The organism is Micromonospora narathiwatensis (genome assembly GCF_900089605.1).
Taxonomy (GTDB): Bacteria; Actinomycetota; Actinomycetes; order Mycobacteriales; family Micromonosporaceae; genus Micromonospora; species Micromonospora narathiwatensis.
Window position 1 is genome coordinate 1,468,815 of record NZ_LT594324.1, and the last position, 20,289, is coordinate 1,489,103.

A 20,289-nucleotide genomic window follows, 5' to 3' on the forward strand; every position below is an offset into this window, starting at 1 on the left:
TGGCTCGCGGGGCGGGGGATCGCCTCTTCGCGGCGCCGGGACCATGTACAACGACCGACGACCCACCAACATTCCGGGCCCGGGCCACCCCGATCGCAGCGGGCGGCCATCAGCCCCCAGGTTCGGGGGCCTTCCTCGGCCGTGCAGCCCGGTACAACACCCGCCGACCGCCGACCATTCCCTCCACGACGCCACCCCCGCCGCCCCGGAACCGGACACCCGACGCATACCACCCACGCCGATCAGGTGACCCCACCAAGATCCACACAATATCCCCGAAAGTGGCCCTTCAGGCACCCCATGAGGCCACAACCTCCCCGAAAACGGCCCATCCCAGCACGACGAAGCCACAACCTCCCCGAAGTGGCACCTCGATGGCGCGGCGCGACAACGTCCTGGGAGATGGCCTATCCCGGCACGACGAAGCCGCAACTTCCCCGAAGTGGCCCCTCCGCCCCAGGATGAGGCCACAACCTCCCCGAGACTGGCGCTCAGCGGCCTCGCCCAGTAGCCCCTCCCTCACGGGCTCGTGGCCGCCGCTGAGCGGCGCACGCGGGCCGCCGGTTTCGGCCTGATCGGTCTGAGACGGCCCGGCGGTCCCATGATCGCGGACAGCGACCCGGGCCAACGGGCACGGCGGGACACAGCCGACGTCGTACCGCCTTAGGGTGGTCAGGGTGGCGATCCTTCTGCTTCTGCGACACGGCCGGACCACCGCGAACGCCGACGGCGGCCTGGCCGGCCGGCAGCCGGTCGAGCTGGACGAGACCGGCCGCGCCCAGGCCACGGCCGTCGGCGAGCGGTTGACGGGGCTGCCCCTGGCGGCGGTGGTGACCAGCCCGCTGATCCGCTGCCGGCAGACCCTGCGACTGGCCTTGCCCGACGTCGAGCCGGTGGTGGAGGAGGGGCTGATCGAGTGCGGGTACGGCAGGTGGGAGGGACAGCCGCTGAAGAAGCTGGCCAAGGAGCCGCTCTGGCCGGTGGTCCAGCAGCATCCCAGCGCGGCCGTCTTCCCGGAGGGGGAGTCGATGGCGGCGATGTCGGCGCGGGCGGTCGCGGCGGTGCGTTCCTGGGACGCCCGGGTCACCGCCGAGCACGGGCCGGAGGCGGTCTGGCTGGCGTGCAGCCACGGCGATGTGATCAAGTCGATCGTGGCGGACGCGCTCGGCGTACACCTGGATCTTTTCCAGCGGATCGTCGCGGACCCGGCGTCGGTGACGGCGATTCGCTACACCCCGCTGCGGCCGTTCCTGATCCGACTCAACGACACCGGCGGCGACCTCGGGGGCCTGGTGCCGCCGCCGCCCAAGCGGCGCCGGCGGGCGGTGCGTGCGACGGATTCGGACGCGGCCGTGGGCGGCGGCGCGGGGGCGGCCCCGTGAGCGCGAGGAGTGAGCCGGTTCTGCGAGCCCCGCAGTCGCGAAGAGCGGTGAGCCGGCTCGCCACGCCCGGGAAGGGCCCCCGTGTGCCCTGGCGTTTCGCCCTGGGCGGATTCAACGTCGGTGCGCTGCGCGGCGGTTCCGGCGTCCGGATAGGGTCGTGGGTATGACCCACCAGGTGCACGCCTTCGAGCCGCCGGAGCGGTTCGTCGCCGGAACCGTCGGCCCGCCGGGGGAGCGTACGTTCTTCCTCCAGGCGCGCGGCGGCGGCCGGCTGGTCAGCGTCGCGCTGGAGAAGGTCCAGGTGTCCCTGCTCGCCGAGAAGCTGGAGGAGCTGCTCGCCGAGGCGCAACGCCGGTTCGGCGTCCAGTTGCCCGAGGCGCCCGCCGTGGCCGGCGACAACGACCCGCTGGACACCCCGGTCGACGAGGAGTTCCGGGTCGGCACGCTGGGCCTGGCCTTCGACGTGGACTCCGCCACCGTGGTGATCGAGGCGATCGCCACCGGCGAGACGGAGGTCGAGGTCGCGCTGGGCGAGGCGGACGACGACGAGGACGAGGACCCGGACGAGCCGGACGATGACCTGGACCGGCTCCGGGTGCGGCTGACCCCTGAGGCGACCCGCGCGTTCATCGAGCGGGCCCGCCGCGTGGTCAACGCCGGCCGCCCGCCCTGCCCGCTCTGCGGCCAGCCGTTGGACCCGGCCGGCCATCTCTGTCCACGGCACAACGGCTATCACCGGTGACCTCGTCGGAACTCCAGCCCCGACAGGACGGTGCCGCCGCGTTGCGGCTGCTCACCGACGGTGAGCTCGCCCTGGAGGGGCGGCTCGTCGACGCCTCCAACACCACCCTGCGCGGGATTCTCACCCTCGACGGGCTGACCGCCCGCTGCGTCTACAAGCCGGTCCGGGGCGAGCGACCGCTCTGGGACTTTCCGGACGGCACGCTCGCCGGCCGGGAGATCGCGGCCTACCTGGTGTCCCGGGCCACCGGGTGGGACCTGGTGCCGCCGACCGTGCTGCGGGACGGGCCGTTCGGGCCCGGCTCGTGCCAGCTCTGGATCGACGAGCCGGAGGAGGTCGAGCCCCTGGTCGGGTTCGTGCCGGCCGCGGCGGTGCCCCCGCGCTGGTTCCCGGTGGCCGCGGCCCGCGACGACGACGGTGCCGCGTACGCCCTCGCCCACGCCGACGACCCGCGCCTGGCCCGGCTGTCGGTCCTCGACGCGGTGATCAATAACGCCGACCGCAAGGGCGGTCATGTGATCGTGGGCCCGGACGACCGGATCTACGGCGTGGACCACGGCGTCTGCTTCCACGTCGAGGACAAGCTGCGGACGGTGCTGTGGGGCTGGGCCGGCCGGCAGCTCCCGCCGGACGCGGTGGAGATGTTGGCCGGGCTGGCCGGGCAGCTCACCGGACGGCTCGGTGACGAGCTGTCCGAGCAGCTCACCATCGGTGAGGTCGCCGAGCTGGCGGCCCGGGTGGACCGGTTGCGGGAGACGGGGCGGTTCCCGCTGCCCCCGCAGGACTGGCCGGCGATGCCCTGGCCGCCCATGTGAGCCGCTGTCGCGTTGATCACTCCGGGCCCGACACCCGAGCCACTGACGGATCGTTAGGCTGGCGGTCATGGAGTCTTGGGTGGGGCACGAGGTGCCACGGCTGCCGGGCTTGGGCCAGCCACTGAGGTTGTACGACTCGGCGCGGCAAGGTGTCCACCCCAGCCAGCCCGACGGCGTCGCCTCGATGTACGTCTGCGGCATCACCCCGTACGACGCGACCCACCTCGGGCACGCCGCCACCATGATCACCTTTGACCTGGTGCAGCGGATGTGGCGGGATGCCGGCCTGACCGTGCGGTACGTGCAGAACGTCACCGACATCGACGACCCGCTGCTGGAGCGGGCCGAGCGCGACGGCGAGGACTGGAAGGTCCTGGCCATGCGGGAGACCGCCCTGTTCCGGGAGGACATGGAGGCGCTGCGGATCATCCCGCCGGCGCACTACGTGGGCGCGATCGAGTCGATCCCGGACATCGTCGAGAAGGTCCTCGTGCTGCTCAAGGACGGCGCGGCGTACCGGCTCGACGACGGCACCGGCGACGTCTACTTCGACATCACCGCCGCGCCGGCGTTCGGCTACGAGTCGAACCTGACCCGGCAGCAGATGCTGGAGATCTTCCCGGAGCGTGGCGGCGACCCGGACCGGGCCGGCAAGCGCGACCCGCTCGATCCGCTGCTGTGGCGTGGCGCCCGGGTGGGCGAGCCGTCCTGGCCGGGCGGCGAGCTGGGCGCCGGCCGGCCCGGCTGGCACATCGAGTGCGCGGTGATCGCCCTGAACCTGCTCGGCGACCGGATCGCCGTGCAGGGCGGCGGCAACGACCTGCTCTTTCCGCACCACGAGTGCTCGGCGGCGCACGCCGAGCGGCTGACCGGCGAGGCGCCGTTCGCCGACCACTACGTGCACGCCGGCATGATCGGCCTGGACGGCGAGAAGATGTCGAAGTCCAGGGGCAACCTGGTCTTCGTGTCCCGGCTGCGAGCCGACCGGGTGGATTCGATGGCGGTCCGGCTGGCCCTGATGAGCGGGCACTACCGCGCCGACCGGTCCTGGACCGACGAGCTGCTCGCCGTGGCGCAGCGGCGGCTGGCCCGCTGGCGGCAGGCCGCCGCCGCGCCGTCCGGGCCGTCCGGGGCCGAGCTGCTGGCCGGGGTACGCGCCCGCCTCGCCGACGACCTCGACACCCCCGGTGCCCTGGTGGTGGCGGACGCCTGGGCCGAGCAGGCACTGGCCGGCGTCGCCGAGGATGCCGCCGCCCCGAGGCTCTTCGCGGAGACCGTCGACGCCCTCCTGGGCGTCCGCCTCTGACGCGGTCCGTCCGCGCCGCCCGCCCGAAGATCGCGCCGCCGGGCGAGATCACGCTCGATCCGGGAGTTAGTGGTCTCGCCGACGCGCTGAGGCCACTACTTCCATGTTCGAGCGCGAGCGCGCCGGGCCGACGGTCGCGGTCAGCCGAGGACGAGACCGGGGTCCGGGTCCGGGTCGGCGGCCGGGGCGGGGACCTTGTACTCCTCGGTGAGGGTGGTCATCGGGCCGGGCCAGGTGGCCTGGGCGACCTCGATCGGCTTGCGCCGCTCGTCGTACGCGACGTGCAGCAGGTGCAGCACCGGGGTGTCCGGCCGGATCTGGAGGATCTCCGCCTCCTCGCGGCTGGGCTGGCGGGCGCTGATCGTGTCGGTCGCGGTGACGTACCGCCGGCCGGTGGCCTCCTCGGCCTCCTGGTAGAGCGGGCGGCCGAACGCCTCGGCCCGTTCCAATGGGGTGCCGGCCGTGTCGCCGGGCAGGAACCAGGAGGCGCCCACCTCGACCGGTGACTCGTCGGTGCGGACCAGGTGCCGCCGGCAGAGCAGGTCGGTGCCGTCGGGCACGCCGAACGCGTCGGCCACCTCGGGTGGCGCGGGGGCGCGGCCGACCGAGGCGAGCTGCTGTCGGTACCGGGCGGCCAGGTCGGTGTGGTAGCCGCGGAAGCCGCCGTACCGGCCGCGGGAGAGCCGGTTGAGCCGGCGCCGGGTGCCCCGGACGTACGTACCGGAGCCGGGCTTGGTGATCAGGATGCCCTCGACCCGCAGCTGGTCGACGGCGCGCTGCACGGTCTGCTTCGCGACGCCGAACATCTCGGCGATGGCCGGGATGGACGGCAGTCGCTCGCCCGGCCCCCAGTCGCCGCGGCGAACCTGGGCCTTGAGCTGCGCGGCGATCTGCCGGTGCGGAAACTCCGCCGCCCCCGGGTTGATCTGCATGCCCGCCTCCTCATGACAGCTAGGTTCCTAGGATGCCGTAGGGGGAGCGGGCGCGCCACCCCGGACACGAAGAAAACCGGGCCCCGAACGGAGCCCGGTTTCCCCGGCGGTTACCAGGAGCCGGCGGTCGGGCCGGCGGAGCCGCCGCGGCGGCGCAGGTACTTCTCGAACTCCTGGGCGATCTCGTCCCCGGTCAGCGGGGTGATGCCGGCGTCGCCGACCCGTTCCTCCAACTCGCGGACGTACTCGCCCAGCTCGGCGTCCTGCTCGGCGGCGCTGCGTACCCGCCGCTCCCACTCGGCGGCCTCCTCGGCCAGGTCGGCCATCGGCACCGGCAGGTCGAGGACCTCCTCGACCCGGTGCAGCAGCGCCAGGGTGGCCTTGGGGCAGGGCGGGTTGTTGGCGTAGTGCGGCACGTGCACCCAGAACGACACCGCGTCGACCTCGGCCCGGGTGCAGGCGTCGTGCAATACCCCGACGATGCCGGTCGGCCCGTCGTAGCGGGTGGGGGTGAGCTGGTAGCGCTTGGCGGCGTCGACGTCCGACGCGCTGCCGCTGATCGGCAGCGGCCGGGTGTACGGCACGTCGGCCAGCAGCGCGCCGAGCAGCACCACCCGCTCGACCTCCAGGCTGTGGCAGATCTCCAGCACCTGCTCGCAGAAGGTGCGCCAGCGCATGCTCGGCTCGATGCCGCGGATCAGCACGACGTCCCGCTCGGTGCCGGCCGGGCTGGCCACCATGAAGCGGGTGGTCGGCCACTCCACCCGGCGGGTCTCGCCGTCGGCCATCGTGATGGTCGGGCGGCTCACCTGGAAGTCGTAGAAGTCCTCCGGGTCGAGCTCGGCCACCTGCCGGGCCTGCCAGACCTGTTCCAGGTGCTCCACCGCCGCGGTGGAGGCGTCCGCGGCGTCGTTCCAGCCCTCGAATGCCGCGATGGCGACCGGGGAGCGCAGCACCGGCAGCCCGTCGAACTCGGTCACGCCGTCACCCCGTCCCATTCGTCGGGAGCGCCGCCGGGCCGCCGCCCGGACGTCCACCCGCCTACGACAACTCCAGCTCGGCGCGTCTGGCGCCGCGCCGCGACCTGGAGCCGTCGCACGGTCGCGTCCCTGATGTCCCTCACGCCCGTCAGCCTACGTGCCGGCGTGGGAGGCGGCCCGCCGGCCGCGCCGGTCGGGGCAGCGGACCATCCGGTCGAACCAGACTAAAGGTACGGCGTGCTCCCGCTCACAGTATGTGGGAAGGCGTGGTTGCGGTGACCCGACTTCCTTCCGCCGCACTAACCTGGCTCTGTGCGGACTTCGTTGCTCGATGTGCTGGCGGAGCGGATCATCATCGCCGACGGGGCGATGGGGACGATGCTCCAGGCGGCTGACCTGACGCTGGACGACTTCGACGGCCTTGAGGGCTGCAACGAGATCCTCAACCTGACCCGGCCGGACGTCGTGCGCGGCGTGCACGACGCGTACCTGGCGGCGGGCGCGGACTGCGTCGAGACCAACACCTTCGGCGCCAACCTGCCGAACCTCGCCGAGTACGGCATCGCCGGACGGATCCGGGAGCTGTCGGAGGCGGCGGCGCGGCTGGCCCGGGACGCCGTCGACGCGTACGCGACGCCGGAGCAGCCCCGTTACGTACTCGGCTCGATCGGCCCCGGCACCAAGCTGCCCACCCTCGGCCACGCCGCGTACGCCACGCTGCGCGACGCGTACCAGGCGAGCGCCGCCGGCCTGATCGAGGGCGGCTCGGACGCACTGAGCGTGGAGACCTGCCAGGACCTGCTCCAGGCCAAGGCCGCGGTGATCGGGTCGAAGCGGGCGATGGCCGAGCTCGGGCGGCAGGTGCCGATCATCTGCCACGTCGCCGTCGAGACCACCGGCACCATGCTGCTGGGCAGCGAGATCGGCGCGGCGCTGACCGCGATCGAGGCGCTCGGGGTGGATCTGATCGGGCTCAACTGCTCGACCGGCCCGGCGGAGATGGGCGAGCACCTGCGCTACCTGTCCCGGCACTCGCGCATCCCGCTGTCGGTGATGCCGAACGCCGGGCTGCCGGTGCTGACCGCCGACGGGGCGTACTTCCCGTTGACGCCGGTCGAGATGGCCGACGCCCTGGAGCGGTTCGTCGCCGACTACGGCGTGTCCCTGGTGGGTGGCTGCTGCGGCAGCACACCGGAACACATCCGGGTGCTGGTCGAGCGGCTGCGCGGGGCGCGGCCGGTGGCCCGGGAGCCGCGGCCGGAGGCCGGCGTCTCGTCGATCTACCATCACGTGCCGTTCGCCCAGGACGCCAGCGTGCTGATGGTGGGGGAGCGGTCCAACGCCAACGGTTCCAAGGCGTTCCGGGAGGCGATGCTCGCCGGCGACTGGCAGGCGTGCGTGGAGGTCGCGCGGAGCCAGGCCCGGGACGGCTCACACCTGCTGGACCTCTGCGTCGACTACGTCGGCCGGGACGGCACGCAGGACATGCGGGAGTTGGCCGGCCGGTTCGCCACCGCCTCCACCCTGCCGATCATGCTGGACTCCACCGAACCGGCGGTGATCGAGGCCGGGCTGGAGATGCTCGGCGGGCGCTGCGTGGTCAACTCGGTGAACTTCGAGGACGGCGACGGCCCGGATTCCCGCTATGCCCGGCTGATGCCGGTGATCAGGGAGCACGGCGCCGCCGTGGTCGCCCTGCTCATCGACGAGGAGGGCCAGGCCCGCACCCGCGACTGGAAGGTACGCGTCGCGGCCCGGCTGATCGAGGACCTGACCGGCCGGTGGGGGCTGCGCCGGGAGGACATCCTCATCGACGCGCTGACGTTCCCGATCGCCACCGGCCAGGAGGAGACCCGCCGCGACGGCATCGAGACGATCGAGGCGATCCGGGAGATCGCCTCCCGCTACCCGGGGGTCAACTTCACCCTGGGCATCTCCAACGTCTCCTTCGGCCTGAACCCGGCCGCCCGGCAGGTGCTCAACTCCGTCTTCCTGCACGAGTGCGCGGAGGCCGGGCTGACCTCGGCGATCGTGCACGCCAGCAAGATCCTGCCGATGTCGAGGATTCCCGACGAACAGCGCGAGGCCGCCCTCGACCTGATCTACGACCGCCGCCGCGACGGCTACGACCCGGTGCAACGGTTCATCGAGATCTTCGAGGGCGTCGACGCCGCCTCGGCGCGCGCCAGCCGGGCCGAGGAGTTGGCCGCGCTGCCCCTGGACGAGCGGCTCAAGCGGCGGATCATCGACGGGGAGCGCAGCGGCCTGGAGGCCGACCTGGACACCGCCATGGCGGAGGGGCGCTCGGCGCTGTCCATCATCAACGACCTGCTGCTCGACGGGATGAAGGTGGTCGGCGAGCTGTTCGGCTCCGGCCAGATGCAGCTGCCGTTCGTGCTCCAGTCCGCCGAGGTGATGAAGACCGCGGTGGCCTACCTGGAGCCGCACATGGAGAAGGCCGACGACGGTGGCAAGGGGCGCATTGTCCTTGCCACCGTCAAGGGCGACGTGCACGACATCGGCAAGAACCTGGTGGACATCATCCTGTCCAACAACGGCTACGAGGTCGTCAACATCGGCATCAAGCAGCCGATCAACGCGATCCTCGACGCGGCCGAACAGCACCGGGCCGACGCGATCGGCATGTCCGGGCTGCTGGTCAAGAGCACGGTCATCATGAAGGAGAACCTCGCCGAGATGGCCGCGCGCGGGGTGGCCGAGCGCTGGCCGGTGCTGCTCGGCGGGGCGGCGCTCACCCGGGCGTACGTCGAGGACGACCTGCGGTCGATGTTCCCCGGGCAGGTGCACTACGCCCGGGACGCCTTCGAGGGGCTGTCCCTGATGGACCGGGTGATGTCCGCCAAGCGCGGCGGCGTACCGGTGGTCGACCCGGAGCGGGAGGCGGCCCTGGCGGCCCGCCGGGAGCGGCGGGAGCGGCAGCGGGCCATGGTGCGCGAGGCGCTGCCGGAGCTGGACGACGCCTCGGTCCGCTCCGACGTGGCCACCGACGTGGAGGTGCCCACGCCGCCGTTCTTCGGCACCCGGGTGGTGAAGGGGGTGCCGCTGGCCGACTACGCGGCACTGCTCGACGAGCGGGCCACCTTCCTCGGCCAGTGGGGGCTGCGCGGCGCCCGCGGCGGCAAGGGCCCGTCGTACGAGGAACTGGTGGAGACCGAGGGCCGGCCGCGGCTGCGCTACTGGCTCGACCGGCTCATCGCCGACCAGGTCCTTGAGGCGGCCGTGGTGTACGGGTACTTCCCGGCGTACGCCGAGGGCAACGACCTGGTGGTGCTGGACGAGAACGGGCACGCCGAGCGGGCCCGGTTCTCGTTCCCCCGTCAACGGCAGGAGCGGCGGCTCTGCCTCGCCGACTACTTCCGGCCCGGCGGCGACCAGCTGGACGTGGTGGCATTGCAGTTGGTCACCGTCGGGCAGCCGATCAGCGAGTACACGGCGAAGATGTTCGCCGGCAACGAATACCGCGACTATCTGGAGGTGCACGGCCTGTCCGTGCAGCTCACCGAGGCCCTCGCCGAATACTGGCACCGGCGGATCCGGTCCGAGCTGGTCCTGCCCGGCGGGCGTACCGTCGCCGACGACGACCCGGCGGACCTGGCCGGCCTGCTGCGCACCGACTACCGCGGCTGCCGGTTCGCGTTCGGCTACCCGGCCTGTCCCGACCTGGAGGACCGCGCGAAGATCGTGGAGCTGCTGGGTGCCGAGCGGATCGGCGTGCAGCTGTCGGAGGAGTTCCAGCTCATGCCGGAGCAGGCCACGGACGCGATCGTGGTGCACCACCCGGAGGCGAACTACTTCAACGCCAAATAGTCGGGGCAGGTGCGCTGACCTGCACTTTCACCCCCGGTGAGGGCTGTGGAACCATGATCATGCCGTCTCCAGGCCGTCACCGGCTTCCGGGCCGTCGTCGGCGGCCCGGACCTCACCGAACGCCTTGTCGATGGCCCGCCGAGTACGGTCCTCACTGCTCGGCAACAGGTGGGTGTAGGTCCGGAGGGTGAAGCCGGGATCGGCATGGCCCAGGTAGGCCGACAGGGCCTTGATGCTCTCTCCGGCGTCCAGGAGCACCGAGGCGTAGGTGTGCCGGAGAACGTGCATCCCGTTGCGTCGATCCTCGGGTATGCCCGTGGCCCGGATCGTTGGCCTCCAGACGCCAGGGTTGAACTTGGAGCGACTGAGGGCGGTGCCGTCAGGAAGCGTCAGGTAGACCTTGACGGCTACCGGGTCGCCGGTCGAAGTTCCCCACGGCAAGGTGACCTCGACGGGCGCGTACTGCTTGGCATGAGCCTCCAGGCGGCGGGCCACCGAATCAGGGAGGGGGACCTCTCGGGTCTTTCCGCCCTTGGGTAGAGCGAAAATCATGGTGCCCCGCACAAGCTTGATTTGGCGGCTGACGTGGAGGATGGGGCGGGTTGCGTCCAAGTCGTCGGGGCTCACCGCGAAGATTTCTCCTTGACGGAGGCCGCAGCCCGCGCCCAGGTCAACGGTTACGCGGTACCGGTCAGGCATCTTCGCGCGAAACGCCGTGAGCCGGTCGACGGACCACGGTACGACCTTGTTGGGGACGTGCTTCGGACGCTGGATGCTCCTGACCGAGAACGGGTTGCTGACGATCTTCTTGTCGTCCACCGCCGCGTTCAGGATCATCGACACGTCGCTGAACAGGACCCGGCGGTAGCCGGCGGATAGTCCTTTCTCCTGCAACCCGCGCGCCCACGCTCGGATCGTCGCTGGTTGGATGGAAGCCATCGCCTTGTGACCGAGCACGGGGTACACGTGCAGCCGGAGTTCATATTCGATGCGGTCGCGGGTGAGAACGTCGGTCGTCGTGGCGGCGAGCCATTCGTCCGCGTACTGCTTGAAAGTGATGCGGCCCGCGTCAGGATCGACGTAGGTGCCTTTGAGGATGTCGGCCTGGACGCTGGCGAGGAACGCCTGTGCCTCGCGCTTCTTCTTGTCGGGGAACGACTGCGACTTCTCCTTGCCGTCCGGCGCGATGTACCGGACGCGGTAGCGCATCCCCTGTCCGCATTCCGGCTTCGGCTCTTGCCGCGATTTCCCGTCCGGGCCGACGATGGCGCGGTACCAGCGGTCGACAATGTGGGCCATGTCAGGCCGCCTTCGACTGGTCGGCGAACCATGCGCGCACCAGGTCGGGGTCGTAGCGCAGATGGCGGCCGACGCGGCCGGCAGGTGGACCTATCCGGCGCTTGCGCCAGGTGTAGAGGGTCTGGACCGGGACACCGAGGTACGCCGAGACGTCGTCGACGGTCCAGAGCTGGGACGGTTGGGCGGTGGTCATGTCATCTCCCGTGGTCGAGGGGTCAAGCGGCAGCGGGCGCGGTGCCGGCCGGGGTGGTGGTGAGTTCGTGGGCGAGTTCTTCGCGGCCGGTGGTTCGTCGTTCGCGGGCGAGGGCGGCGGCGGTGTTGGCGAGGAGGGCGTCTCCGGTGGTGTGCCAGCCGACGCCGGCGAAGGTGAGGGTGCCGACGATGAGCGTTGTTTCCTCGTCGGGCTGTTCGGTGGGTGGGCCGCCGGCGGTGGGGTGCTCGTGGGCCTGGCCCTCGTGCCGCCGATAGCTGACGCGGGTGTCCCGTAGGAGTTGGAAGGTGACGGAGTAGCGGCGGCCTTTGGTGAGGAAGTGGCCGCCGTAGCCGAGCATGTGAGCCCATCGCCGTAGCCGGGCGTAGGGGTTGCCCGTCGCGGGTTTCGTCGGTTCGGTGTCAAGGGCGGCTTGACGTTCGGCGACGCAGACGGGGCAGGCCGGGTAGCGGGTGTGGGTGCCGCAGTCGGGGCACTCCCAGCGGTCGACGAAGCCGGGCCGAGGCCGAGGCTCACGGGGCCGCTCGGACAGGGGGACCGGGGTTGCGGTGGGTCGGCCGATGCGCCAGCAGGCGTCGATGAGGCGGGCGGTGTGGTCGCCGTCGGGGTCGGCGTAGTCCCCGATCGAGTCGGCAGTCAGGCGGGTGGAGGTGTGCCCGGTGGCCTCGGTGCTTTTGGTGGCGTACTTGGCAAGGTAGCCGGCGACCAGGCCGTCAGTGACCTCGCCGGTTCCCGTGGTGGTGATCGGTCGGATGTCGAGCTGCTCGCCCCAGGCGATGAGCCACCCGTCGGGCTGGTCGGGGTGTGGCGGGGTGTGGAACGCGACCTGTCCGGCGGCGTGGCGGAGCGCGTCGACGAGGTCATCGGTGGTGAACCCGGCCGGTGGTGGGACGACCGCGTCAGGGTCGGTGGGGTTGACGCCGTCGAGTCGGGCGATGGCGTGGAAGTGGACCGCGCCCCGGGCTTGGAGTTCGGCGACCTTCCCGGGTGACAGCCGCACGGGGGCGACCTTCCGGGTTTTGCCGGAGGCGGTGATGATCTCAGCCTTGGGGATGCCGCGTCGGCGGGCGAGTTTGGCGAGCCAGCGTTCTGCGGCTTGCTTGGTGCGGTGCCACAGTTCGCCGGAGAACAGGTTCCACACGGCCTGGTGGTCGTGGTCGTAGCAGTCCAGGCACAACGGCCGGCCAAGGACGGCGTCACCCTGCTCGTGCCTCGCCCAGCAAACCGAGGGGCGGCCGTGGGGGCAGAGGCCGGCGGTCGGGTCGGTGGTGCGGCGGGCGTGGCAGGGTTCGGCGCGGCAGTCGCAGCGCTTGCGGTTGCCGCAGGTGTGCTTGCGCACGACCCGGGCGTGGACCGGCCCGAAGGACGGGGCGGTGAAGGTGGCGAACACGGCCGGATGCTCGGCGACCGTCTCGGGGACGCCTTTGCCGCCGACGAGGCCGGCGCGCAGGAGTTGGAAGGCGTCGCGTTGGTAGGTGTGGGCGCAGGACGGGCAGACGGTGGCGCGGCGGTTGCCGCAGGCGGTGTAGATGACCGAGTCGGGCATGCCGTCGGTGTGCCGCTGGTCGAGGACGCGGCCGGTGGCGGGGTCGACGGTGAGGAGCTGCCCGGCGAGGCGGATGGGGCGGGTGCAGCCGCCGGCGGCGCGGACGTGTTCGATCCAGCCGAAGTAGTCCGGCCGGGTGGCCCGTTCGAAGGCGGAGCCGGCGGCGGTGTAGCCGTAGACGATGGTGTCGGCGTTCGAGCCCACCCCCCGGGCCGAAGCGCGGGGGGTGAGGTCCAGCGCCGAGGCCATCAAGCCGCCACCCCGGCAGGGTGGTGGTTGGTGATGGTGCGTTCGGTGACGATGACCCGGCAGGCGCCGCACTGGCGCTTGGCCGGCTCGTGCCGGTGACACGGGATGGTGGCGGTCATTTGCCCGCAGCGGATGGTGACCGGTGCCCGGCAGGGTCCGCCGGGGATGACGTCGACGACGGTCCGGCGGATGTCGTACGGGTGCGGCTCGGCGTGAGCGGGGCAGGTGTGGATGACCTGCTCGACGTCGACGAGGTAGATGGTCATCGGGCACCACCGGTAAGGGTGGTGAGGAGTTGCCCGGCGACGGCCGGGGCGACGTCGAGGCGGTTGGCCAGCTCGGCGGGCGTGATCGGGGTGCCGGTGGATTGTTCGTGCTGCACGGCGGCGAAGCGGGCCATGGGCAGCAGGTGGGTAGGGACGTCGACCGGCTCCGGGGCCGGCACGGTGACAGGTTCCGGCTCGACCACGGCCGGCACGGTGGCCGGGGTCGGTTCGGGTGCGGGGGTGATGGCGGCCGGCGGTGCCGGCTCGGTGACCTGCTCGGCCACCTGGACCCGGATCGGCTCGACCGGCTCGACAGCCGGCGGCGTGGTTTCCCGCGTGGTAGGTGCGGGGGCGAGGACAAGTTTGACCAGGGCCATAAAGGCCAGGGCCGGGACGGCCGAGAGGAGCCAGCCGGAGGCGCTGGGTTTGGCGACCGCGAGTTGTGCGGCGAGGGAGAGGCCGGCGGCGGCGATGAGCAGCAGCAGCGGGTAGCTGATGGATGTGCCGGTCCGGCGGCGTCGGCGGATGGTCAGCAGGGCGGCGATGGGGACGAGTTCGGAGATGACGGCGTTGGCCCAGCCGAACCACTCGCCGGTGCCGGTGGGGGAGTTGGCGAGGGTCCAGTCCTTGACGTGGGTGAAGGAGGCGGCACCGGCGAAGCCGGCGACGGTGATGAGGATGAGGACCAGGACGACACCCTCGATGCGGGTGCCCCGGGTCGTGGCGGTGGTGGTCATCAGTGACCTCCGGTGCAGTCGAGGCAGGAGCCGGTACGGCGAGGGATGTAGTAGGGCCTCACCTGGTCGCAGTGCCGGCAGGTGCGGCGGGCGCGTAGGGCCTTGGCGATGGCCTCCCGCTGGGCGGGCGTAGCAACCCGTTTGGGTGCGGCGAGGTCGAGGCGGTAGAGGTAGGCGACGCGCTTGCCGCGCCGCCAGACGATCTGGGCGACCGGGTCATGCCCTCCGGGTCGAAGGCCGGCGGCACGCAGTTGCCGACGAGTAGCCAGGCCGGCAGGGGCCATCCGGAAGGGGAAGGTCGGGAAACCGGTCACGGTGCCGGCCGGGTCGTAGATGGTGGTGGTCATTGCTGGCCTCCCCAGCGCTGCTGGGCGGCCTGCCGGGAGATCCCCAGCCGCTGGCCGATTTCGGCCCACGAGTAGCCGAACGTCCGCAGCCCGATGACGGCGTCGCCGATGGCGTCGTCGAGGTTGGCCGACAGGGCGACCAGGTCGCGGAGGGCTTCCACGTCGCCGGTGGCGACGCGGCGGCCGTGGGCGCGGATGATGCGGCGGGCGAAGGCCGCGAACTCGTCGTTCTCGACGACGTCCCGTCGCTTCTGGCGCGGGACGCAGGGCGTCAAGGTCGGCTTGACAGTGCTCATGCGTTTGCGCCTCCCTCGGTGTGGAGGCGGTCCCACTCGTCAGCGGCCTTCTCAAGGGCGGTGATGACCTGCTCGGCGGTGCGGGCCGGGTCGTCGTTCCACGAGTAGGGGGAGGTGTGCTCGTCGAGCAGGTGGCCGTCCTCGTCGACGACGCAGATGGGCTCGCAGTCGTCGAGGTAGGTGGTGAGGACGCCGACGGCCTGCCGGAAGGTGACCTGGGTGTCGAGGTCGAGGCCGTAGAAGTGCTCGACGCGGTGGCCGGCGCAGGCCATGCCGATGGCCCCGACGGCGCAGGCCGGCGGGGTGGGGAAGTCGGCGGGGAGCAGGTTGTTGTAGTAGGTGCCCTGGTGCCAGCCGTGCCGGCGTAGGTAGAGGGCAGCCATCCGCAGCAGGTCGGCCGGGGTGACCGGCGCGAGGGTGGGCGGTTGGTGGGTAGCCTTCATGGCAGCCACGTCCTTTCAGAAGGGCTTGGTGGGAGGTCGGCAGGACCGGCAGTTGCTGCCAGGCGTTGTCCGGTCCTGTCGGCCGTTTCAGTTGGTGCGCAGCCGCAGGTAGCGGCGGTGGCGGGTGTCGTCGCCGCCCATGCGGGTCGGCGGGGAGATGTAGACGAGTCGGCCGCTGGCGGAGGCGACCTGGACCATCGCGGCGATGTCCTCGGGACGGCCGATGATCCACAGTTCGGTGTACTGCGCGGCCCGCTGGTTGTTGGCGCGGGCGTAGGTGCGCTCTCGGATGGTCATGCCGCGATCTCCCACTCGGTCGGGTTGCCGGCCGGCGTGTTGGTGGGGCGGCGGGTCCAGGCGGCGTAGTCGGCGATGTTGTAGATGTCGGTGTCGGTGAGGTAGGCGGCCTTGATGCGGCGGGGTACGCCGCCTTCGGCGAGGAGGTAGGCCGCGCCCTGGTTGGTGGGTGAGATGTCGGAGGCGGTGTAGCCCTGTTCGGCCCAGCCTTGGCCGAGGATGATGTTCGAGCTGTTCAGCGAGGTGCAGCGGAACGCGGCCCGGTAGCCGAACAGGTCCCGCAGGCTGGCGGGGATGATGTCCCACGAAGGCCGCTGCGTCGCGGCGACGACGGGCATCCCGCAGGCCCGGCCGAGGGAGACCAGGCCCCGCAGGAGGGCGGAGAACTCTTCCTGCTGGGTCTTGGTGCCGAGCACGGTGGAGTACATGGCGAGTTCGTCGATGATGGTGACGATGACCGACATGCCGTCGCCGGGGGCGAGCTTGCGGCGCCGGTTCGCCAGGAGCCAGGTGTAGCGGTTGGTGGCCACGACCAGGAGGCGACGCAGCACCTCGATGCCCTGGTCAATGTCGGGGCCGATGAACGCATCGGCCAGGTCGCGCCAGGGGCCGAGTTCGACGAGTTTGGCGTCGAAGAGCACGAGGCGGGTGTTGTCGCACAGTGCGCCGTGGCCGCAGATGTTGTTGACCAGGCCGGACTTGCCGCCGCCCGGCTCACCGGCAATCAGGATGTTGCGGTAGATGACATCCAGGTAGACGGGCTGGCCGAACTCGTCGATCCCGATGAAGATCGGGTCGAACATCGACAGGCCAGGACCCACCGGCACCCCAGCGGCGGGGGCGGGAATCGTGGTGGTCATGGTGTGCCCTCCTTGGGCGGTTGGTGGGCGCGAGAAGCCACACGAACGAGCCGAAGGCGGCTCCTCGCGTCCCGGTTGGGTTTGGGGTCAGATCCAGTCGGAAACGTCGTCGTCCGGCGCGGACGACGAATCAGCCGCGGGCTTGCTGCCGTTGGCGGTCGTGGTGGTGGCCGGCTTCTTCGCCGGCTTGCTCTGGGCCGGGAGGGTGATCGTCGGCGCGTCGACGTCCGGCAAGTCCAGAGCGGTGGGCACCGTCAACGGCGATGCCGAGACGGGCGCGTTGCGGTCGATGGCCTCGACCAGCGGGGAGCCCACGTTGGCGGTAAGCACCTCGCGGCGCTTGATGTCGAACCGCACATAGGCGGCGTTGTTCTCCGTAGCGCGCTCGATGAGCACGGTGGAGGCGTGACAGGTCACGGCGATCTTGTCGAGCCGGCCTTCCAGGTCCTTGACCGACAGACCCGGGCGCAGGTACACCCACACCCGCTCACCGACCGGGGTGGGTTTGGCCCACAGGATCAGCGGCAGGCTTCCGGACTGGTTGGCGATGATGAACTGCGCGAAGCACACCCGCAGCCGATGCCGGACGATCAGGCACCACGCCCAGGCGACCACCAGGCGGCGAATCGCGGGAACGCCGGCAGGAACGCCGACGGCCAGGGCAACGACGAGCAGCGTCACCAGCATCGGCGTGTGGCCCGCAAGCTGCACCCAACCGGTCAGCAGCCCAGCCGAGAGAAGAACCTCGGTGGACCACCACCACAGCAGCCGCAGCACCGGCCACACCCGTACGAGCAGCCAGGCAGCCGCACCGCACGGGACACCGACCAGGGCACCCACGATCAGAGCCACGATCGGGTGCCAGTACGACGCGGCCACCACGGCCGCGAGAACACCGACCACGACGGCGGTGAGGACGAACGCCAACCGGGCGTTCCGCGCACTGGAACGGTGAACCCTGGCCTCGATGACCGTCACCGTTCCGGTTGTCTTGCCGGCGAACCGGCGAGGGCTAGACTTGGACACGACGAGTCCTCCCAGGTAATGGGCGGGATGAGTTGGAGGGCACGGGGTCGGCGATGTAGGAGTCGGACCGACCCCGCGCCAGCTCTTGCGGGGGATGTCACCACCACTGGTGGTGACCAGACCGGGAATGTAGGAGTCGGAACCACTCCCGGACCGTTGGATCAGCGGACCACTAGGCCGCTAGAGGTGAGACACCGCGCAGGCTTCACACAGCCGATGTGTGAAGGACTACTTGGCCGCCGAACCAGCCTTCGGCTTCAGCGAGATCGCACGGAACGCGACGCCGTTGCGCCCGTTGGTCGCCCACGGAATGGCCTCCAACTGCTCGACCTCGATGAGCTGCCCCACCATCACGCCCGGCTTCTCACCCGCCGTGGTGATGGTGATGACCTCACCGCCCGTCTCGTCGAGAACGAAGACCTGGGTCGACCACATGAGCCGGCCAGTGTTCTTCTCCGACCGCTGATTGCCGTTCTGGTCGTTCTTCGGCTCCGGGTCCTTCGACACCGTCACCTGCTTCGCCTTGGTGTCCACGTACAGCTTCACAACAGACCTCCTGTGTCTAGGCGCATCCTCTGTTGGATGACTTGCCCTGCAACCAGGAAACCGCAAGCGATAGGACACGGTAACCACAAGAGACAGTCTTCTCAGGACGGTGAGGCGGGGCTATAGTGTCCCTCTAGCGTCCCTTCCGCGTCCTCTTGGAGATTGACGATGGCAAACGAGCGGCTACGGAATGCTTTGCGAAGCAACAACCACACCGAGCGCACGTTCGCCGAAGATCTAGGGGTTGACCCAAAGACGGTTCAGCGCTGGATAACGACGGGACGCGTTCCGCACCAGAGCACGGCCCAACGCGCGGCGAAGCTGCTTGACGTGCCCATGAGCTGGCTCTGGCCGGACTTGGAGCGCCCGCAAGCCGCTGGGGCATCGGCCGAGGTCGTGGGCTTCTATCCTCACCGTTCCGAGTCGCCAAAGCAGCTCTGGTCAGACCTCCTGCTCAGCACTCACGAACGGTTGGACCTCGTTGCTTTCGCCAGTCTTTTCCTGCCCGAGGAGAACCCGGAGTCCATCGAGATCATCAAGTACAAGGCCAGCAAGGGTGTGAAGGTGCGGATTGCCCTCGGAGAACCGGGGACGCCGGAGCTAAAGCTGAGGGGCCGAGAAGAACGGCTATTCGACGCCATCGACGGACGCGTCCGGATGGCTCTTGCCTACTACCGTCCCTTGGTCGGCGTCGCGGGTATCGACTTTCACGTTCACACCACGACGCTCTACAACTCTATCTTTCGCTTCGATGATCAAATGCTGATCAACCAGCACATCTTCGGGACGTACGGCTACATGGCTCCGATTCTTCACCTGCGGCGTTGCAACAGCTCGACAGACCTGTTCGACACCTACGCGACTAGCTTTGAGCGCATCTGGGAAGAGTCCAAGCCTTACGAGCCGTAGGGGGCCGATGCGTTCGTGAGTCGGTGAAGAGAACGCAGGACCAGCTCCGTATCGGCAAGGTCCGCCAGGACCAGGTCAGCGCCGGCCTCCCGTAGAGCCTCTACTGAGTCGACGCCGGTAGCAACGGCGAGGACGCGAGCTCCACCCTTGACGCCCGCTTCTACGTCACGCGTCGTGTCGCCAACGAGGATTGTGTTACCACGGTCGAACTCGGTGTCGTACTTGCGGCTGGCTTTGGTCTGGGAAGCCGCCACCAGGTCGGCTCGAACCATGCTGTCCGACCCGAAGCCGCCGACCTCGAAGTCAAGATGCCTGTGCAGCCCGAAGGTCGCCAGCTTGGTGAATGCGTTCTCAGGGATATTGCCTGTCAACACGGATTGGACGAAGGCTGGGTCTTGGCCGACGGCGGTCAGGGCAGCCTCGGCACCAGGCAGAGCGTGGCCGCGAAGCCGAAGCGCGTCGGCGTTCTGCGTCATGGCCGCGACGAGCGTCGGAAAGAGGCGGTCACGGTGGGCCTGGGTAACGTCGACACCGTTAGCCGCGAACAGCTCCGCCATGATGGACTGGTCAGTGCGTCCGTCCGTCTGAGGCCGAACGGTCGGCGGCATGCCGATCATCAGCTCGAAGGCGAGCGCGTAGGTCTCTTTGCTGACGCCGCCGTTCTCGATCAGCGTGTGGTCGACGTCCCAGAGGATCAGCGTCTTCGGCGTGGTCACGCTGCCATCATCGCAGCTACCTCCGATAACCACACGGGACGAACGACCCGGTAGCACTTGCGGGGCCACTGATGAGCAGGGCCGGTCCGGCCGGGCTGCCGGCGATGTGGTTCAAAGTTTCTGTACGTCTTCAAGGCGGCCCTTGACGGGCCGCACGCGCCGCCGCCTGGGCGCGCGCCGGCCGCTGCCGCTGTCGCTCTGCGGCCGTCACGCCTGACGCCCGGCGGCTGGCGCGGAGAGCGGGGAGCCCGGTGGGCCGCCGCAGAACGACAGATCGTTGATGGGTGGTGTGGTGGGCCGGCAGCCGGCCGGGCCGCGCGGCCACGAGCCCGCGCGGCGTAGGGGAGCGGACGCCGGCCGCGTCGGCGAACTGGCGGCGGTCGCGGGGTTGCGGTTACTGCGCCTCCGGCGGGGGCGCTCCGGCTCCAGGATGGCCGGGGCACCGTCGGCGGGTCACGGTCCGTGGGTGGTTGCGGTAGGCCATCCCGCCCACCGTCGACCCGGGCGAGCCGAGCAGACCACCGCCCGACCCGCCAGCGTCCGTACGAGCCGTCAA

Annotated in this window: 21 protein-coding genes; 6 read left to right on the forward strand and 15 right to left on the reverse strand. The window is 70.5% G+C overall.

The genetic code is table 11. From position 1 onward, the window contains the following. Positions 1-668 precede the first annotated feature (668 nt). From GA0070621_RS06550 to mshC, 4 genes are all read left to right on the forward strand, one after another. Positions 669-1,382, forward strand: coding sequence for a histidine phosphatase family protein (locus tag GA0070621_RS06550; protein WP_091192358.1), 714 nt, complete (start codon positions 669-671; stop codon positions 1,380-1,382). 163 nt (positions 1,383-1,545) lie between these two features. Further along, positions 1,546-2,124, forward strand: coding sequence for a DUF3090 domain-containing protein (locus GA0070621_RS06555; protein ID WP_091192359.1), 579 nt, complete (start codon positions 1,546-1,548; stop codon positions 2,122-2,124). After that, a complete protein-coding gene (locus GA0070621_RS06560) occupies positions 2,121-2,939 on the forward strand; it encodes an SCO1664 family protein (RefSeq protein ID WP_091192360.1) in 819 nt (272 codons plus the stop codon). The genes GA0070621_RS06555 and GA0070621_RS06560 overlap by 4 nt, the downstream gene beginning before the upstream one ends. Before the next feature lie 67 nt (positions 2,940-3,006). Then, positions 3,007-4,245: a cysteine--1-D-myo-inosityl 2-amino-2-deoxy-alpha-D-glucopyranoside ligase gene (gene mshC, locus GA0070621_RS06565; RefSeq protein WP_091192362.1), complete on the forward strand. Its 1,239-nt coding sequence runs from the start codon at positions 3,007-3,009 to the stop codon at positions 4,243-4,245. 140 nt (positions 4,246-4,385) lie between these two features. Here mshC and GA0070621_RS06570 read toward each other — a convergent pair whose 3' ends face one another. Both GA0070621_RS06570 and GA0070621_RS06575 read right to left on the reverse strand, forming a co-directional pair. Continuing rightward, complete coding sequence (locus GA0070621_RS06570; RefSeq protein WP_091192363.1) at positions 4,386-5,177, reverse strand: GntR family transcriptional regulator; 792 nt, start codon at positions 5,175-5,177, stop codon at positions 4,386-4,388. 110 nt (positions 5,178-5,287) lie between these two features. Next, on the reverse strand, positions 5,288-6,157 hold the full coding sequence (locus GA0070621_RS06575; RefSeq protein ID WP_091202093.1) for a PAC2 family protein: 870 nt from the start codon (positions 6,155-6,157) through the stop codon (positions 5,288-5,290). A 312-nt stretch (positions 6,158-6,469) separates the two neighbouring features. On the opposite strand from GA0070621_RS06575, the gene metH reads away from it, so the two are divergent. Further along, on the forward strand, positions 6,470-9,985 hold the full coding sequence (gene metH, locus GA0070621_RS06580) for a methionine synthase (protein WP_167666661.1): 3,516 nt from the start codon (positions 6,470-6,472) through the stop codon (positions 9,983-9,985). A gap of 57 nt (positions 9,986-10,042) precedes the next feature. Here the strand turns inward: metH and GA0070621_RS06585 are convergent, their stop codons facing one another. The 12 genes from GA0070621_RS06585 to GA0070621_RS06640 all read right to left on the reverse strand — a co-directional run bounded on the left by GA0070621_RS06585 (position 10,043) and on the right by GA0070621_RS06640 (position 18,108). After that, positions 10,043-11,284 (reverse strand): tyrosine-type recombinase/integrase, encoded by a 1,242-nt coding sequence (locus GA0070621_RS06585; RefSeq protein ID WP_091192366.1) that lies wholly within the window; start codon positions 11,282-11,284, stop codon positions 10,043-10,045. Between the two features lies 1 nt (position 11,285). Next, positions 11,286-11,477: a helix-turn-helix domain-containing protein gene (locus tag GA0070621_RS06590; protein ID WP_091192368.1), complete on the reverse strand. Its 192-nt coding sequence runs from the start codon at positions 11,475-11,477 to the stop codon at positions 11,286-11,288. A gap of 22 nt (positions 11,478-11,499) precedes the next feature. Further along, positions 11,500-13,290 carry a replication initiator gene (locus GA0070621_RS06595; protein ID WP_091192369.1) on the reverse strand — a complete coding sequence of 597 codons (1,791 nt, stop codon included), beginning with the start codon at positions 13,288-13,290 and terminating at the stop codon, positions 11,500-11,502. Continuing rightward, entirely contained in the window at positions 13,290-13,556 is a 267-nt protein-coding gene (locus GA0070621_RS06600; RefSeq protein ID WP_091192371.1) for a hypothetical protein, read from the reverse strand. The genes GA0070621_RS06595 and GA0070621_RS06600 overlap by 1 nt, the downstream gene beginning before the upstream one ends. Then, positions 13,553-14,293: a hypothetical protein gene (locus GA0070621_RS06605; RefSeq protein WP_091192372.1), complete on the reverse strand. Its 741-nt coding sequence runs from the start codon at positions 14,291-14,293 to the stop codon at positions 13,553-13,555. Before GA0070621_RS06605 ends, GA0070621_RS06600 begins: the two co-directional genes overlap by 4 nt. Then, on the reverse strand, positions 14,293-14,640 hold the full coding sequence (locus GA0070621_RS06610) for an RRQRL motif-containing zinc-binding protein (protein WP_091192373.1): 348 nt from the start codon (positions 14,638-14,640) through the stop codon (positions 14,293-14,295). The genes GA0070621_RS06605 and GA0070621_RS06610 overlap by 1 nt, the downstream gene beginning before the upstream one ends. After that, positions 14,637-14,936, reverse strand: coding sequence for a hypothetical protein (locus GA0070621_RS06615; protein WP_091192376.1), 300 nt, complete (start codon positions 14,934-14,936; stop codon positions 14,637-14,639). The genes GA0070621_RS06610 and GA0070621_RS06615 overlap by 4 nt, the downstream gene beginning before the upstream one ends. Beyond that, entirely contained in the window at positions 14,933-15,379 is a 447-nt protein-coding gene (locus GA0070621_RS06620) for a DUF6197 family protein (RefSeq protein ID WP_091192378.1), read from the reverse strand. The genes GA0070621_RS06615 and GA0070621_RS06620 overlap by 4 nt, the downstream gene beginning before the upstream one ends. An 87-nt stretch (positions 15,380-15,466) precedes the next feature. Continuing rightward, positions 15,467-15,676 (reverse strand): hypothetical protein, encoded by a 210-nt coding sequence (locus GA0070621_RS06625; RefSeq protein WP_091192379.1) that lies wholly within the window; start codon positions 15,674-15,676, stop codon positions 15,467-15,469. After that, positions 15,673-16,536: an FtsK/SpoIIIE domain-containing protein gene (locus GA0070621_RS06630; RefSeq protein WP_091192381.1), complete on the reverse strand. Its 864-nt coding sequence runs from the start codon at positions 16,534-16,536 to the stop codon at positions 15,673-15,675. The genes GA0070621_RS06625 and GA0070621_RS06630 overlap by 4 nt, the downstream gene beginning before the upstream one ends. Positions 16,537-16,623: 87 nt before the next feature. Continuing rightward, positions 16,624-17,514 (reverse strand): hypothetical protein, encoded by an 891-nt coding sequence (locus GA0070621_RS06635; protein ID WP_091192382.1) that lies wholly within the window; start codon positions 17,512-17,514, stop codon positions 16,624-16,626. A gap of 276 nt (positions 17,515-17,790) precedes the next feature. Next, complete coding sequence (locus GA0070621_RS06640) at positions 17,791-18,108, reverse strand: hypothetical protein (protein WP_091192384.1); 318 nt, start codon at positions 18,106-18,108, stop codon at positions 17,791-17,793. A gap of 168 nt (positions 18,109-18,276) precedes the next feature. Here GA0070621_RS06640 and GA0070621_RS06645 point away from each other — a divergent pair, with 168 nt between their 5' ends. Continuing rightward, positions 18,277-19,017, forward strand: coding sequence for a helix-turn-helix domain-containing protein (locus tag GA0070621_RS06645; RefSeq protein WP_091192386.1), 741 nt, complete (start codon positions 18,277-18,279; stop codon positions 19,015-19,017). On the opposite strand, the gene GA0070621_RS06650 is transcribed toward GA0070621_RS06645, so the two are convergent. After that, entirely contained in the window at positions 19,005-19,733 is a 729-nt protein-coding gene (locus tag GA0070621_RS06650; protein ID WP_157739874.1) for an HAD hydrolase-like protein, read from the reverse strand. The two genes, GA0070621_RS06645 and GA0070621_RS06650, sit on opposite strands and share 13 nt — an antisense overlap. Between the last annotated feature and the right edge of the window lie 556 nt (positions 19,734-20,289).

Excerpts from the sequence above, each read along its gene's own strand:
- GA0070621_RS06555 (WP_091192359.1), top strand. The coding sequence starts at position 1,546 with ATGACCCACCAGGTGCACGCCTTCGAGCCGCCGGAGCGGTTCGTCGCC.
- mshC (WP_091192362.1), top strand. The coding sequence starts at position 3,007 with ATGGAGTCTTGGGTGGGGCACGAGGTGCCACGGCTGCCGGGCTTGGGC.
- GA0070621_RS06570 (WP_091192363.1), bottom strand. The coding sequence starts at position 5,177 with ATGCAGATCAACCCGGGGGCGGCGGAGTTTCCGCACCGGCAGATCGCC.
- GA0070621_RS06585 (WP_091192366.1), bottom strand. The coding sequence starts at position 11,284 with ATGGCCCACATTGTCGACCGCTGGTACCGCGCCATCGTCGGCCCGGAC.
- GA0070621_RS06590 (WP_091192368.1), bottom strand. The coding sequence starts at position 11,477 with ATGACCACCGCCCAACCGTCCCAGCTCTGGACCGTCGACGACGTCTCG.
- GA0070621_RS06595 (WP_091192369.1), bottom strand. The coding sequence starts at position 13,290 with ATGGCCTCGGCGCTGGACCTCACCCCCCGCGCTTCGGCCCGGGGGGTG.
- GA0070621_RS06600 (WP_091192371.1), bottom strand. The coding sequence starts at position 13,556 with ATGACCATCTACCTCGTCGACGTCGAGCAGGTCATCCACACCTGCCCC.
- GA0070621_RS06605 (WP_091192372.1), bottom strand. The coding sequence starts at position 14,293 with ATGACCACCACCGCCACGACCCGGGGCACCCGCATCGAGGGTGTCGTC.
- GA0070621_RS06610 (WP_091192373.1), bottom strand. The coding sequence starts at position 14,640 with ATGACCACCACCATCTACGACCCGGCCGGCACCGTGACCGGTTTCCCG.
- GA0070621_RS06615 (WP_091192376.1), bottom strand. The coding sequence starts at position 14,936 with ATGAGCACTGTCAAGCCGACCTTGACGCCCTGCGTCCCGCGCCAGAAG.
- GA0070621_RS06620 (WP_091192378.1), bottom strand. The coding sequence starts at position 15,379 with ATGAAGGCTACCCACCAACCGCCCACCCTCGCGCCGGTCACCCCGGCC.
- GA0070621_RS06625 (WP_091192379.1), bottom strand. The coding sequence starts at position 15,676 with ATGACCATCCGAGAGCGCACCTACGCCCGCGCCAACAACCAGCGGGCC.
- GA0070621_RS06630 (WP_091192381.1), bottom strand. The coding sequence starts at position 16,536 with ATGACCACCACGATTCCCGCCCCCGCCGCTGGGGTGCCGGTGGGTCCT.
- GA0070621_RS06645 (WP_091192386.1), top strand. The coding sequence starts at position 18,277 with ATGGCAAACGAGCGGCTACGGAATGCTTTGCGAAGCAACAACCACACC.